The organism is Frigoribacterium sp. R86507 (assembly GCF_044597695.1).
Taxonomy (GTDB): domain Bacteria; phylum Actinomycetota; class Actinomycetes; order Actinomycetales; family Microbacteriaceae; genus Frigoribacterium.
The window spans coordinates 659371-673491 of record NZ_CP139002.1; the positions used below are offsets into that span (position 1 = coordinate 659371).

The following is a 14121-nucleotide window of genomic DNA, read 5'->3' on the forward strand; positions in this document are numbered from 1 at the left end:
CACGCCGGTTCGGGGGTGTCGCCCGGCACTCCTCCACAGGCGAGGAGGCGCGGCTCGCGTTCCTCGCGGCGCTCGGCCAAGCTGAACCGATGCGTGACATGTCAGGACTGCTCATCCGTCGTTCCCGGCTCGTCGACGACGGCGTGGATGCCTCGTCCATCGAGCGGGACGCGCGACGTGGCCTCGCGGTGCGGCTCGCCGCCGGCGTCTACGTCCGGGCGGACGACTGGCGGTCGCTCGACGCCGCGTCGAAGCACACCGCCCGCGTGCACGCGGTGCTGCCCCGGCTCGGACCGCACGCCGTCGTCTCGCACGAGTCTGCCCTCGCCGTTCGGGGGTTTCCGCTGCTGGGTGAGTGGCCTCGAAAGGTGCACGTCGTGGCACGACAGCGCGCTCGCGACAAGGTGACCGGGTCGGTTCACCAACACGCGGCGCCCCTCGGCGACGGCGAGATCGACACGGTCGACGGGTTGCCGGTGGTGGGTGCCGCCCGCGCGGCCATCGACAGCGTGCGCCGGCATGATCTGCGCGGGGCCACCGTCGTGCTGGACCACGGGCTGCACGTGGGGGCGTACGACCGGGCCGCGCTCGAGGCCGCACTGGCCGCCCGGCCCGGGGTGCCCGGGCGTCGACGGGCGGCGGTCGCGGTCGCCTTCGCTGACGAGCGGTCCGAGTCGCCGGGCGAGTCGCTGAGCCGGGCGGGCATGAGGGCTGCGGGGCTCGCGGGGCCCGAGTTGCAGGCCCGGTTCCCGGTGACGGGCCCCCTCGTCGGCTTCGCGGACTTCTGGTGGCCGCAGTTCGGCGTCATCGGCGAGTTCGACGGCGAGGTGAAGTACCGCGACGAACGGATGCGGGCCGGGCGCAGTCCCGAGCAGGTCGTGATCGACGAGAAGCGGCGCGAGGACGATCTGCGGGCGCTGCCCGGCGTGCGCACGGTCGTCCGGTGGACCTGGGGCGACGCCCTGCGCGCCGAGCCCATGGTGCGGGCCCTCGCCCGTGCCGGGGTGCGCTGATGTGGGTGGCAGCGCAACACCCCCGAACCGGCGTCACACCCTCGGATCAGAGGGTGTCACGCCGGTTCGGGGGTGTGGCAGCGGGTCGGGTCAGCGACCGCCGCGCTGGCCGCCGCCGGTGCGGGCCTTGCCGCCGACGAGGCCGCCGACCTTGAGCGAGCCGGGACGGCCGCCCTCGGACGAGGCGCGGCGTCCGCCGCTGCGCTGGCCGCCGTCACGCTGGCCGCCCTCGCGCGAGCCGCCGAGCGACGCGGCGAACTCGGCCTGGTCGTTGCGGACCGCGTTGGTGCGGCTCTGGCCGCCGTCGCTCTGGGTGCCGCTGCTCTGGGCGCGGCGACCGGTCTGGCGGGTGCCACGGGTCTCGTCACGAGCACCGTCACGCGCGCCACGGGCGTCGTCACGGACGGGCGTGGACGAACCGCGGCCCGACTCGGTCGAGTAGAAGGTCGAGGCGCCGCCGCGGGGGGCGGCGTCGCGACGCGCACCTCCGTCGCGGCCACCCTGGCGGCCGCCGTCACGCGAGCCACCCGAGCGACCCGCACCGGCACCGGCGCGACCGGCGTCGGAACCGCGACCCGCGCCTCCCTGGCTGGGGCGACCCGAACGGTCCTGACGGGCGATGGGGTTGCCCTGCGAGTCCTGACGGGCGGCGCGCTTGCGCTGGGCGTTGGCGCCCTGCGAGCGTCCGCCGCCACCCTGCTGCTGCTGGACGGCAGCCTTGGGCGAGGGCTTGACGTAGGCGGCGACCTGGCCGACGAGGGCGTCGACCTCGGGCGAGTTCGGCGTCACGGCGGTGATGGTCGGGCGGATGTCGGCCTTCTTCATCAGCTGGGCGACGTCGCGCTTCTGGCTGGGGATGACGAGGGTGACGACGTCGCCCTCGGCTCCGGCACGGGCGGTGCGGCCCGAGCGGTGCAGGTACGCCTTGTGCTCGGTCGGCGGGTCGACGTGGATGACGAGCTCGATGTCGTCGACGTGCACGCCTCGGGCGGCGACGTCGGTGGCGACGAGGACGCGGGCGGAGCCGTCCTGGAAGGCGGCGAGGTTGCGGTCACGCTGCGGCTGCGACAGGTTGCCGTGCAGGTCGACGGCGGGGATGCCGGACTCGGTCAGCTTCTTCGCGAGCTTCTTGGCGTGGTGCTTGGTGCGCATGAAGAGGATGCGACGGCCCTGGCCGCCGGCGAGCTTCTGGATCAGCGCGTTCTTGCTGTCGACGTCGGGCGTCTCGAAGACGTGGTGGGTCATCTTGGCGACGGGCGAGTTGGCCTCGTCGACCGAGTGCAGGACCTCGTTGTGGAGGAACTGCTTGACCAGCTTGTCCACGCCGTTGTCGAGGGTGGCGCTGAAGAGCAGGCGCTGGCCGTCGTTCGGGGTGGCCTTGAGGATGCGCGTGACGCCGGGCAGGAAGCCCAGGTCGGCCATGTGGTCGGCCTCGTCGAGCACGGTGATCTCGATGGCGTCGAGCTTGACGAAGCCCTGCTTCATGAGGTCTTCGAGGCGGCCGGGGCAGGCGATGATGATGTCGACGCCGGCCTTGAGGGCCTGCACCTGACGGTTCTGCGAGACGCCGCCGAAGATGGTGGTGGTGCGCATGCCGTAGGCCTCGGCGAGCGGGGCGAGCACGGCGTCGATCTGCGTGGCGAGCTCGCGGGTGGGGGCGAGGACCAGGCCGAGGGGGCGACCGGCGCGGCGGTTGCCGCCGGCCAGCTTGCCGCCGAGGCGCGCGGCCATGGGGATGGAGAAGGCGAGGGTCTTGCCCGAGCCGGTCTTGCCGCGGCCGAGGACGTCGCGTCCGCCGAGGGTGTCGGGCAGCGTGTCGACCTGGATCGGGAACGCGGTGGTCTTGCCTTCCGCGGCGAGGGACTTCACGATCGGGGCGGGCACGCCCAGCGAGCTGAAGGTGACGGTGTCGGCCGCCTCGTCGACGGTCGTGGCGTCGGTGTTCTCGGTGTCGAGGGTGTTCGTTGACATGTGGTGCACCTTTCGGGGCATCGGTGTCGAGCCGGGCCGAGGCTGCCTGGCCGCCTGCTGGTGCGAGGGCACGTCGGGGACGTGCTCGCACGAGGGCGGGGCAGTGCCGGGAGAACGGCTGTCGTAGCCGGGCTCGAGGTGTGGCGACGGTGCAGGTGTGCACGATCGTTTCGCCGCAGAGTGAGCTTCGCGCGCCTGCTGTTCTGCCTGGGTGTGTGCCAGGGCGGAGAGGCGGTGAGGGGCGTGCTACGACGCAGGGAGCCGATCGGACCGGCTCGCAAGTGACCCCAGCCTAGCGGCTGGGGCCGGAAAACGCGACGGGTGTGGTCTGCACGCCTGTGCGAGGGCGACGGCGGTGACGACTACAGCGTCGCGGTGGAGGTCGACACCCAGCCCAAGGGTTAGGTGCGCGTCCGTCCGCAGGGGCCGGTCAGACCGCGCGCCCGTACCGCTCGCCGACGGGGATCTCGACCGCGACCGTGTTGCCCGGCTGCGCGAGCGGGCAGGCCCAGGCCGGGTCGTAAGCACAGCTCGGGTTGTAGGCGAAGTTGAAGTCGAGCACGATCGTGCCGGGCTCGCCGCCGGCGCCGAGGTCGGCTCCCTTGACCGAGTCGATCAGGTAGCGCCCGCCGCCGTAGGTGCCGCCGGGCTTGCCTGCCAGCGCGTCCTTGATCGGGATGAACAGGCCGCCCGCGTACTGCGCCAGCTTCCACACGTCGAGGCTGCCGACGCCGGGCACGTCGACCACGCCGACGAGGTCGAAGAGCACGTCGCCGTCGGTGCCGGTCTCGACCACCATGCGTCGCGGTGCGGCCGGCTCGACCACCACCTCGAAACGCCAGGCCGGGTCGTACGGCTTCGTCGGCAGGCCGGTGAAGTCGGGGCGGTCCTCGGGCAGCAGCGGAGTCGAGGGGTGCGTCGAGAACAGCTCGTCGCGGGTGCGTCGCCACAGGTCGTGGGCCGCCGCCAGGTCGGTCGCCTCGCGTACGTCACGGTAGAGCCCGTGGATCGTCCGCCGCCACGACGCGATGTCGAGCGCGCCCTGGGCGGGCGTCGGGCCGGTGGTCTCGGCAGGGGCGTCGGCTGTGGTGTCAGGGGCGGTCTCGCCGGTGGACGAGGAGGTGCGGGTCGGGTCGGTCACCCCTGCCACCGTACGCAGGCGGTCGCCCCGCCGCCCGTGGCTCCCTCACAGGCGGGTCGCCCGTCCACGGCGCCCCGTCCCGGCCGCGACGATGGGCGCCCCGTGGCTACGCTCGCCCCATGACGACCGACACCACGACCACCGATCCCACCGTCACCCCGGCCGACCTCGCGCAGCTGCACCGCGCGATCGAGGTCGCGCAGCAGGCCCGTGACCACGGCAACCATCCCTTCGGCTCCCTGCTGCTCACGGCGGACGGAGAGGTCGTCGAGGCCGAGAACACGGTCGTCACCGAGGGCGACCCGACGGGCCACGCCGAGACGAACCTCGTCCGCCTCGTCGCGCAGCGGTTCGACAAGCCGACGCTCAAGGCCGCGACCCTCTACACGAGCACCGAGCCGTGCGCGATGTGTGCCGGCGCGATCCACTGGGCCGGCATCGGCCGGGTCGTCTACGCGCTCGCCGAGCAGCAGCTGCTCGGCATGGTCACCGAGCAAGAGGGCGAGTCGACGCTCGACCTGCCCTGCCGCGAGGTCTTCGCCCGTGGGGGAGGCGCGGTGTCCGTGTCGGGGCCGGCCCTGTTCGACGACGCCTCGGCCGTCCACGCCGGCTTCTGGAGCTGACGCGGCTGCGGGGACGGCGTCGGGTGACGCGGACGCCGTGCGGGACGGTCCTGCTGCGGCGCCGACGCGGTGCGCGGCGCCAGCACGGTGCGGTGCCAGCACGGTGCGGCGCCGACTCGTTGCGGTGCCGGTGACGGTGCCGAGGTCAGACGTGCTTCGGGTGGGTCGGCGCCCCGCGCCAGGTCGGGGCCAGCGCCTTCATGCGCAGCGCGCGCCACTGCCACGTCGCCCAGAGCCCGGGCCAGAGCAGCAGGCCCAACGGCCCGGCGTGGAACTCGAGCCGGTCACGCAACAAGGTGTGGTCCGGGCCGTCCGGCACGACGGCCATCCGGTGGTTGATGCGCATCCGGGCGAACTGGCCGCTCGTGCCGCGACCGGTGTCACGCTGGATCCACGCACCGTCCCGTTCGTGCCAGTCGAGGTCGACGTGCGTGCTGCCGAGCGGCAGGACGCCGAGGATGCTCGCGGAGACCGGGTGCGCCTCCTCGGTCCAACGGTCGGGGAAGCCCGACGGCGACTCGGACCGGTAGACGACCAGCGGCTTCGTCACGGCGACCATCACCCGGGGGTCGCGCAGGGCGTCGGTCGCGACGTCGACGGGGCAGGCGAGGCGGAGTTTGAGCTGCACGTGCATGCCCCGATCCAACTCCCGCCGCCTGATCGGATGTCACGTCGCGTCACGCACGGGCGACGTCCGAGCGCGGCTGCCTACGCTGGTCCGATGAGTTCGCACGGCCAGCAGAAGTATCAGGTGAGGCTCGACCACGGCGTGGCCGGAGCCGCCCGCATCGCCCCCGGGGCGCACGTCGTCGTCGTGGTCGACGTGCTCGACGGGCACGGCACCCTGTCGCGGGACGAGACCGTGCGCGTCGTCGCCGCGCTGCCCGAGGTCGCGAGCGGGGCCGACGTCCTCGTCGTCACCGGCGCCGGTGCTGCGGCCGAGGTGGCCCGGCATGTGGTCGATCGTCAGACCCGAGAAGGAGACCGCGCCCTCGTCGCGATCGTCGCCGCGGGGGCGGTCGAAGCCGGCGGGTTCCGGCCCGCCGTCGAGGACCAGCTCGCCGCCGGAGCGGTGGTCGACGCGCTCGCAGCGGTCGGCATCGACTTCTCGTCACCCGAGGCGGCCGTCGCCTGCGCCGCCGCCGGGGCGCTCGCCCGGGCCTCGTCGCACCTGCTGACGGCCTCGGCCTCGGCGACCGAGCTGGCCGCGACCGACCGGGGCGACGTGGTCGACGCGGCCCGCGCCTCCTCGTCCTCCGTGGCGGTCGTGACCGACGTCCGTGAGGGCTCCCGCGAGGAATTCATCCCCTCGGCGTAGCGTTGCGGCCAGAGCGACCCGAACGTCGCCCCGACCCGCAGGAGGAACCATGAAGGCAGTGCTCACCGACGGAACCGTCGTCGCCGAGGCCCCGAAAGACGAGCTGATCTCGATCGAGGGCAACTGGTACTTCCCGCCCGCGAGCGTGAACTCCGACCTGCTGACCGAGAGCCCCACCCAGTACCACTGCCCGTGGAAGGGCGACACCCAGTACTTCAGCGTGAAGTCGGGCGACGACCTGCTGCAGGACCGCGCCTGGAGCTACCCGACGCCGATCCCGACCTCGTTCGACCGCGTCGGGAAGGACTACTCGGGCTACGTCGCCTTCTGGAAGGACGTCTCGGTCGTCGACTGACCTGTCGTCGCCCGTCGTCCGTCGATCGTCGACCGTGGGCCCCGTTCGGAGCCGCACCGCTCACGCCGCCACGAAATAAACAACCCGCCACGCGATCACGTGGCGGGTTGTTTACTTCGTGGCGGGGAGAGCATGCCGGGTGCCGGGTGCCGGGTGCCGGGTGCCGGGCGGCACGCCGGGCTGGGTGCCTGGGCGGAGGCCGAGCGGGTCAGCGGGCTCGGGTGGTGGCCGAGCGGGCCGGACGGGTTGGCCGAGCGGAGCGGCCGATCAGCGTGCGCGACTCCGACCTCGGCCGAGGGAGGGTCAGGCGCGGGCGGCCCGGGCGCGGTGTGCCCGCACCTTGGCGCGGTTGCCGCACCGCTGCATCGAGCACCAGCGGCGGCTGCCGGCGCGCGACTCGTCGAAGAAGACGAGCCCGCACGCCTCGTTCGTGCACCGGCGGAGGCGCGAGTCCGGTCCGCCTCCGAAGCCGACGGTCGTGAAGAGGGTCACCGCGTCGCGCGCGACCGACGCCATCGCCTGCCCGAGCCGCAGGCGCCCCGCCCCGGCCTGGCGTCGGCCGCCCTCGAGGGACGGCGGGACGTCGGGCAGCGCCGCGAACAGGTTGAGCGTGTCGACGTCGTCGGGGTCCGTCGAGGTGGCGTCGGCCGCGGCCACCGCGAGCCGGGCGATCGCGTCGCGCAGGCCCCGGGCGTCGGCGAGTTCACGGTCGCCCGCCGAGCCCGCGATGCCGTCGAAGCGTTCGCCGATCCAGTCGTCGAGGTCGGCGGGCAGCAGCAGGCCGTCCCACGGGGTCGATCCGTCGGCGGGCAGGTCGAGGCCCGACTCCGGGCCGAAGCGTGACCCGGCACGGAACCCGCCGAGGTAGGCGAAGTCGAGGCTGAGCGCGCCCGAGTCGAAGAACCACCGGGTGTCGGTGTCGGATCTGAGCCACTGTCCGGTCTGCACCTGACCACCCTAACCGGTTACGCGCCTCCTCGGCCTTCCTGTCCCTGCTCCGAGGGGCAGGGGCGGGGGCAGCCGCGGGGGCGGACGACGGCCCGGGAGGCGCGGCGTCAGACCTCGCGCTTGGTCCAGGTGATCAGGTGGGCCGGGTCGTACCGACGCGAGCACCGCCCGCAGGCGAGCGGCCGCGCGGGCTGCCGGTAGCGGTAGTGTTCGTGCCCCGCCGGGCAGACCCCGACCCAGGGGGCGAGTTCGCTGGCGATGGCTCCGTCGTGCAGGCGTGAGCCGACGTAGCCCAGGTCGGTCGCGACGGCCTTCCACCGGGGGCCGTGACCGGCGCGCGAGCCGGCGAGGGCGTGGGCGACCTCGTGCAGCAGCACCTGGTGGATCTCGTCGTCGTCGTATCGGCCGGCGAGGTGCCGCGAGACCGTGATGCGCTTCGTCGTGTAGTTGCACAGGCCCGCGCGGGTCTTGGCGTTGTCGAAGCCGAAGGTCCACACGGCGGGGTCGAGGTGCAGGTCGATGAGCGCGGCGGCCCAGCGCCGCACCCGGTCGAGGTCGGCCACGTCGAGGTCAGGAGGCGCGGGTCAGCGCCGCGGGAACGGCCAGGTGGTGGGCTCGTCGTCGCGCGGGAGGCCGTCGACGACCCCGGTCACGCCGGTACCGCCGGTGCGGGGCCGCTCGGCGGTGCGGCCCTCGTCGTCGCCACGACGTTCGGCGTCGAACTCGTCGGAGTCGCGGTCTCGGTGACCCGCGGCACGCTCGGCGAGGTGGCTGATCTTGCCCCAGAGACCACCGTCGCGGGGTGCGGCAGGGGCGGTCGCGGCGACCTTCTCGGCCCGGGCCGCGGCGGCCTCGGCCACGGGCGACGCGGCGGCCTCGTCGGGCATCGACTCGGGATCGAAGCTGATCGCGGCGGTGCGCGCGGCGTCGATGGGCTGACGGACCGGCACCGCGCCTCCGTCGGCGTCGACGTCGGAGGTCGTGCCCTCGGTGCTCTGCGGCGCTTCGGGGGCGGGAGCGGACGCGGGCGCGGGCGACCCGCCGTAGAGCGCGGCGATGCCGTCGAAGCGGGGCACCTGGGTCCGGGCCGGGGCCGCGGGCGAGACCGGCGGCGCCGACGTCAGGGGCTGGACCGGCACCGGGTTCGTGTCACCCACGGCCGGGGCCTCGATCCGTGGCTGCGGGCCCGTGTCGCTCAGGTAGGCGCGCATGACGCCCTCGATCGCGACGCGCAGCCCGTTCGTGCGGTCGCGCGGAGCGCCTGACGCCTCGTACGCCTCGAGTGCCTTGGCCAGCGTCTCGCGAGCCTCTTCGTTGCGGCCGAGGTCGTACAGCGTGTAGCCCTCGAGCTCGGCGGCGGCGGCCTCGAGCTCGCGCCACTCTTCGGTGGCGGCCGTGATGCGGCTGGTGTGCAGGTCGTTCAGGGCGCGGTCGAGCTTGCCCTGCTCGCGGAAGATGTGCGCCCGACGGATGCGGGCGGCCGTCGAGTCGGCCCGGTCGCCGGTGAAGTGCGCCAGGCGGAAGGCTTCCTCGGCGATGGCGAGGGCCTCGTCGAGGCGGCCGAGCAGGCGCAACAGGTCGGCGCGCTCACCGAGGGCGGCGGTGCTGCGGCTCTGGCCCAGGGCGGCGAGGCGGGCCTCGGCGGCGGGCACGTCGACGGCCGTGCGCAGGCTGACGGGGTCGAATCCGCCGGCGCCACCGATGCCGCGCACGACGGGTGCGGCGAACCCCGGCGGCACGGTCTGGGGGCGGGCGCTGCCGGGTGCTGTCGTGTCGGGTCGGTCGTGCTGGCTCATCGAGTACGAGGGTAACCGCCCGGCCCCCGAACAGGCCGCGCGGCGCGCAGCGTGGAGGCGAGTGTCACGGGCCCGTGTGGAGAAGTCGACCCGCGCCTCCTCGGGTCGCGTGCCGAACGCGGGCCGACCCGCGGGTCAGGGGACGGCGGTGAGGGGGACGCTGACGATGCGGTCGTCGCCGGCACTCGGCGTGCCGCGGCCGTCGGTGTTGTTCGTCACGAGCCAGAGGGTGCCGTCGGGACCCGGGAGGACGTCGCGGATGCGGCCGAGCGACCGATCTCCGGCGAAGAGCTCGGTCGGCACGGCCTCGGAGCCGGGCACCACCTGGATCTCGAACAGCTTCTCGCCGCCGAGCCCGGCCAGGTACAACGTCGTGCCGACCGCCGTGAGGCCGCTCGGGCTGGCGTCGTCGGTCGACCACTGCAGCACCGGGTTCGAGAAGCCGGCGACCTCGCCGCGTCCCTCGACCTCGGGCCAGCCGTAGTTCGCCCCGGGCTCGAGGGCGTTGAGCTCGTCGTAGGTGTTCTGCCCGAATTCGGCCGCCCAGGCGGCACCGGTGGCGTCCCAGGCGATGCCCTGCGGGTTGCGGTGGCCGAGCGAGTAGACGAGCGACCCGGGCGTGGGGTTGTCGTCGGGCACGCCGCCGACCGGGGTCGCGCGCAGCACCTTGCCGCCGAGCGACCCGGGGTCCTGGGCGTTCGGCCGTTGGTTCGCGTCGCCCGTCGTCACGTAGAGCAGCCCGTCCGGGCCGAACGCGATGCGGCCGCCGTCGTGGTTGCTCGCCTTCGGGATGCCGGTGATCACGGCCTCCTGCTCGCCCAGGCCGTAGGAGCCGGCCTCGCCCGTGACGGGCGCGCGCACGACGCGGTTGTCGTCGGCGGTCGTGGCGTAGGCGTAGAGGTACGACGGCGACCCGGCGAGCACGGCCAGGCCGAGCAGTCCGCCCTCGCCTTCGTGCACGACCCCGTCGATCGTGCCGGCCTCTCGGGTGCTGCCGTCGGCGAGCAGCTCGAGCACCGTGCCGGTGTCGCGCAGGCTGACGAACGACGACCCGGTGTCGAGTCGCACGACCGACCAGGGGGCGGCCAGGTCGGTGGCGACGTCGGTCGGTTCGGCGTCGGCCGCGACGGTGACGGCGGTCGCGTCGGTGGTCGCTGCGACCGGGCCGGGACCGGCGGCGTCGGTCGGGTCGGTCGGGGTCTCGGACGCCGGGCGGGTGGCGGCCCGGCCGCCCGAGCCCGTGGCGTCGGCCCCGGCGGTGCAGCCGACGAGCAGGACGGCGGTGACGGCCGCCATCGTGCCGACGGCGAGCCGGTGCCGTGTGGTGCGGGGTGTCGTGATCATGATCGCGCCTCCTGCGATCAAGGCAAGCGGACGACCAGCGCGACCGCATCCGTCGTCACCACACCGTGACCGGCTTCGCAGCCGGTGCCCAGCCCGGCGCCCGGGATGCGCGGGCCTACGCGCGCGGGTTCAGCTCGGCGCGCAGCGGCCAGTCCTGGCCCTCGAGGATCAGCTGGGCACCCGCCCCGGTGCGGACGTTGACCACGATCGGCGCGAGCAGGTTGACCGTCATGCCGGTCGCCGCGGGCGTCGCGACGACGAGCAGCAGGGCCTCGGCGGCGTCCTGCAGGTCGAGGGTGGCGGACTGGTCGTCCGACACGACGGGCGAGTAGTCGGGCAGGTGCACCGACGCGTCGAGCACGAACAGTCGCACCTCGGATCCGCTCGCCCGCAGGGCGAGGAGTCCGGGGGCACCGTCGATGCGCTCCAGCGAGAAGTCGGTCAACGGCTCGAGACCGAACGGAGGCGCGACGAACGTCACGACGGAGCCCGCGACCTCGCGGGCGGCGTTCGCGCTCATCGGAGGAAGTCCATCAGCGTGGGCTGCAGCACCTTGGCGGTGACCGCGAGGGCTGCCTGGTAGGAGGTGTTCTGCATCTGGAGCTCGAGCACGGCCTGGCCGAGATCGAGGTCCATGATGCCGGCGCGCTGCGCCTCGAGCGTGGTCTTGGTGTCCAAGAGGGTGTCCTCGGCTCTCAGGATCTGGGACTGTCGTGCCCCGATGTCGGACTGTACGCCGCGGACGGCCGTCAACCGGGCGTCGACCTCGGTGAGCCGCGTCCCGACGTTGACGCCGGCCCGCAGGTCGCTGCTGATGCGGTCCAGCATGCTGAAGACCGAGTCGGCACCGGTGCCGAAGGCGGTGGCCCCGTCGGCGTCGACGCGCACGCTGGTCTCGACGCCGATCTGGCGGGTGACCGACGAGCCCGGGGTGCCGGTGTAGCTGAAGTCGGGGCGGAAGGCGACGCCCGCGTCCGACGTGCCGGCGAAGACGCTGCGACCGTTGTACGAGGTGTTCGCCACCGCGAGCAGGTCGGCCTTGAGGCCGTCGATCTCGGTTGCGATGGCGTCGAGCGCGGGTTGTGACAGCGCGCCGGTGTTGGCGCCCTGCACCGTGAGGTCGCGCACCTTCTTGAGCACGTCGTCGGTGGACGACAGCGCCGAGTCGGCCAGCGAGAGCCACCCGTTGCCGTCGCCGACGTTGCGGGAGAACTGCACGTTCGCCGCCTGCTCGGCCTTGACCCGCAGCGCGTCCGCCGTGCCGGCCGGATCGTCCGACGGCTTCGCGATGCGGTCCAGGGTCGACGCGCGCTGCTGGGCCTGGTCGACCCGGTACGAGCTGGTCTGCAGGTTGCGCTGCGCGGTGAGCATCGCCATCTGGTTCGTGGTGCGGGTGATCATCGGTTACCTCCCGACCCGTCCCATGCCGTTGATCAACGTGTCGAGCATCTCGTCGATCGCGGTCATGACCCGGGCCGCGCCCTGGTAGGCGTGCTGATAGGTGAGCAGGTTGACGTTCTCCTCGTCGAGGCTGACCCCGGCGGTCGAGAGCTGGCGACCCTTGGCGGACGTCGCCGCGAGGTCGGTGAGGGTCGAACGGTCGGCCTCGGTGCGGGCCGTCGCCCCGATCGTGCTGACGATCGAGCCCCAGGTGCGATCGGGCGAGCCGACCGACAGGCCGATCTGGCCGACGGCCCGGGCGACCGAGCCGTCGAGGGCCCCGCCCGTGCCGTTGCCCGAGGCGATGGTCGAGGCGCCGGTCGGCAGCACGGTGAGGCCGCGGGCGGCGGACACCCCGGCGGTGAACCCGAAGAAGGCGTGACCCGTGGTGCCGTCGGCCGTCGTCCCCGTGGAGTGCACCGCGTTGACCTGGGCGGCGAGCTGGGTCGCGAGGGCGTCGTAGTTCGCCGCGGCCTCGGCCAGCACGCCGCCGGTGCCGCCGGGAGCGGCCGGGGCCAGCACCGACAGCGAGCCGGCGATGCTGCCGCCGTCGAGCGAGATCGGGTCGCCGGGGCGGTGGGTCCATTCGAGCGAGACCCCCGAGGAGGCGGTGGCCAGGGTGTAGTCGCCGGTCACCTTCACCTGCCGGGCCGAGTCGCCCGACACCAGGGCGTTGCCGCCGACCAGGACGTCGACCGTGCCGTCCGCGTTGTCGCGCACCGTGCCTCCGGCGAGCGTCGCGATCTTCTCGGTCAGTGCCGAGCGCGCGTCCACCAGCTCGTTGGTGCTGACACCCTGCTGGGTCGCGGTGCGGATGCGCACGTTGAGGTCGGCGACCTGGGTCGCGGCCGAGTTGAGCTGCGAGGCGAGACCGTCGAGCTGCTGACGCTGCGAGGTCCACTGGTCGTCCACGGCCTTGTAGCCGGTCGAGAGGGTCTGGGCGATCGTGTTCGCCTGGCCGAGCAGCACGGCGGCGGGGGCGGCGGACGACGGGTCGTTCGAGACGTCCTGCCAGGCCGACCAGAACTTCGTCAGCTGCGAGGCGATGCCGGTGGTGCTCGGCTCGTTCAGGGAGGACTCGAGGGCGGCGGTGACCGAGGCGCGCACGCCCTGGTAACCGGCGGCCCCGGCAGCGCCGCGCACCTGCGCGTCGGCGAACCGGTCGCCGATGCGGGCGATGCCGTCGACCGACACGCCCTGTCCGGGCTGCGCGCCGGTCGAGAACAGTCCCACGCGGGCCGCGGCCTCGATCGAGGACTGGGTGACCCGTTGGCGCGTGTAGCCCTCGGTGTTGACGTTGGCGATGTTCTGGCCGACCACGTCGAGCCCGGTCCGGGCCGCGGTCAGCCCGCGGTAAGCCGTGTTAAGGGTGCCGAACGTGCTCGCCACGTCAGAGCCGCCCGTCGAAGAGGTGACCGCCGGAGGCGCTGGCCGAGTTCGCGTGCCCGGTCTGGCCGGACGCGTCGTACGTCGCGGTCGCGGGGCCGGTCGACGCGGTGGCCAACGTCTCCTGCGTGGCGCGGGCGGCGGCCCGGAGGAATCGTTCGTTCTCGTCGCGCAGCTGCGCGATGCGGCCGGTCAGTTCGGTCATGGCGCGCAGGTGGGCGGTGAAGATCTCGCCCCACGGGCCGGCCGGGGCCGCGGAGATGATCTCGCGCAGCGGGGCCTCCTCGTCGGTGCCCCACTCGCGGGCGACGGCCGACACCTCGACGCTGCGCTCGAGGCCCGCCGACCGCAGGCGACCGAGCACCTGCTCGACCTCACGCGTGGCGTGGTCGATCCAGCGGCTGCGGCCCGCGGTGAGCAGCAGCTGCTCCTCCTCGAGCTTGAAGGTCAGCAGCTCGAGCAGCTCGCGCTCTCGCCAGAGCAGCGCGGAGAGTTCGTTCGCGCCCATGGGGGCCTCCTCGGTCGGTTGCGTCGGTGCGTCGGGTTCGTCGGTCGTCGGCGAGGAGTGCCTGACGTCCTCTGCACCGGGGACTATCGGCGGAGGCGCGGCGTGCGTTAGCGGCGGGCCCGAGTGTCCTCGTCCGGGCTCCTAGCCTTAAAGGAGCGGTCGAAGCTAGGGGCGTTCCGACCCAGTCCGGGGGTGGGGGCACGGGGTGTGTCCCCCGAAGGGATGACGACCGTTCCCCCGCACTGGGGGCAGTCCCGGCCTGCCGCCACCCCCCTCCT

The 14121-nt window shown here is 73.6% G+C and carries 15 protein-coding genes; 4 read left to right on the forward strand and 11 right to left on the reverse strand.

Annotation, left to right across the window (positions count from 1 at the left end; translation table 11 throughout):
* Positions 1-89: 89 nt before the first annotated feature.
* Positions 90-1013 (forward strand): hypothetical protein, encoded by a 924-nt coding sequence (locus SJY14_RS03265; protein WP_396599783.1) that lies wholly within the window; start codon positions 90-92, stop codon positions 1011-1013.
* Positions 1014-1103: 90 nt separating this feature from the next.
* Here the strand turns inward: SJY14_RS03265 and SJY14_RS03270 are convergent, their stop codons facing one another.
* Both SJY14_RS03270 and SJY14_RS03275 read right to left on the reverse strand, forming a co-directional pair.
* Positions 1104-2984, reverse strand: a complete 1881-nt coding sequence (locus SJY14_RS03270) for a DEAD/DEAH box helicase (RefSeq protein WP_396599784.1) — start codon at positions 2982-2984, stop codon at positions 1104-1106.
* A 430-nt stretch (positions 2985-3414) separates the two neighbouring features.
* A complete protein-coding gene (locus SJY14_RS03275) occupies positions 3415-4014 on the reverse strand; it encodes a DUF1684 domain-containing protein (RefSeq protein WP_396600244.1) in 600 nt (199 codons plus the stop codon).
* A gap of 230 nt (positions 4015-4244) precedes the next feature.
* Here SJY14_RS03275 and SJY14_RS03280 point away from each other — a divergent pair, with 230 nt between their 5' ends.
* Complete coding sequence (locus tag SJY14_RS03280; RefSeq protein WP_396599785.1) at positions 4245-4748, forward strand: nucleoside deaminase; 504 nt, start codon at positions 4245-4247, stop codon at positions 4746-4748.
* A gap of 145 nt (positions 4749-4893) precedes the next feature.
* On the opposite strand, the gene SJY14_RS03285 is transcribed toward SJY14_RS03280, so the two are convergent.
* Positions 4894-5382, reverse strand: a complete 489-nt coding sequence (locus SJY14_RS03285) for a hypothetical protein (RefSeq protein WP_396599786.1) — start codon at positions 5380-5382, stop codon at positions 4894-4896.
* 87 nt (positions 5383-5469) lie between these two features.
* On the opposite strand from SJY14_RS03285, the gene SJY14_RS03290 reads away from it, so the two are divergent.
* Entirely contained in the window at positions 5470-6066 is a 597-nt protein-coding gene (locus tag SJY14_RS03290) for a hypothetical protein (RefSeq protein WP_396599787.1), read from the forward strand.
* A gap of 49 nt (positions 6067-6115) precedes the next feature.
* Positions 6116-6421 carry a DUF427 domain-containing protein gene (locus SJY14_RS03295; RefSeq protein ID WP_055975201.1) on the forward strand — a complete coding sequence of 102 codons (306 nt, stop codon included), beginning with the start codon at positions 6116-6118 and terminating at the stop codon, positions 6419-6421.
* Positions 6422-6724: 303 nt separating this feature from the next.
* Here the strand turns inward: SJY14_RS03295 and SJY14_RS03300 are convergent, their stop codons facing one another.
* The 8 genes from SJY14_RS03300 to SJY14_RS03335 all read right to left on the reverse strand — a co-directional run bounded on the left by SJY14_RS03300 (position 6725) and on the right by SJY14_RS03335 (position 13843).
* Positions 6725-7369, reverse strand: a complete 645-nt coding sequence (locus SJY14_RS03300; RefSeq protein ID WP_043595891.1) for a CGNR zinc finger domain-containing protein — start codon at positions 7367-7369, stop codon at positions 6725-6727.
* A 107-nt stretch (positions 7370-7476) separates the two neighbouring features.
* Positions 7477-7932 carry a SprT-like domain-containing protein gene (locus SJY14_RS03305; protein WP_054145362.1) on the reverse strand — a complete coding sequence of 152 codons (456 nt, stop codon included), beginning with the start codon at positions 7930-7932 and terminating at the stop codon, positions 7477-7479.
* 21 nt (positions 7933-7953) lie between these two features.
* Positions 7954-9165: a hypothetical protein gene (locus SJY14_RS03310; RefSeq protein WP_396599788.1), complete on the reverse strand. Its 1212-nt coding sequence runs from the start codon at positions 9163-9165 to the stop codon at positions 7954-7956.
* 135 nt (positions 9166-9300) lie between these two features.
* The gene (locus tag SJY14_RS03315) at positions 9301-10509 is read right to left on the reverse strand and encodes a PQQ-dependent sugar dehydrogenase (RefSeq protein WP_396599789.1); all 1209 of its coding nucleotides are present in this window, start codon (positions 10507-10509) and stop codon (positions 9301-9303) included.
* Between the two features lie 115 nt (positions 10510-10624).
* Positions 10625-11029 (reverse strand): flagellar assembly protein FliW, encoded by a 405-nt coding sequence (locus SJY14_RS03320; RefSeq protein ID WP_396599790.1) that lies wholly within the window; start codon positions 11027-11029, stop codon positions 10625-10627.
* Positions 11026-11910, reverse strand: coding sequence for a flagellar hook-associated protein FlgL (gene flgL, locus SJY14_RS03325; protein ID WP_071256162.1), 885 nt, complete (start codon positions 11908-11910; stop codon positions 11026-11028). The genes SJY14_RS03320 and flgL overlap by 4 nt, the downstream gene beginning before the upstream one ends.
* Before the next feature lie 3 nt (positions 11911-11913).
* Positions 11914-13338: a flagellar hook-associated protein FlgK gene (gene flgK / locus SJY14_RS03330; RefSeq protein WP_396599791.1), complete on the reverse strand. Its 1425-nt coding sequence runs from the start codon at positions 13336-13338 to the stop codon at positions 11914-11916.
* A 1-nt stretch (position 13339) separates the two neighbouring features.
* Positions 13340-13843, reverse strand: coding sequence for a flagellar protein FlgN (locus tag SJY14_RS03335; protein WP_396599792.1), 504 nt, complete (start codon positions 13841-13843; stop codon positions 13340-13342).
* Positions 13844-14121: the final 278 nt, after the last annotated feature.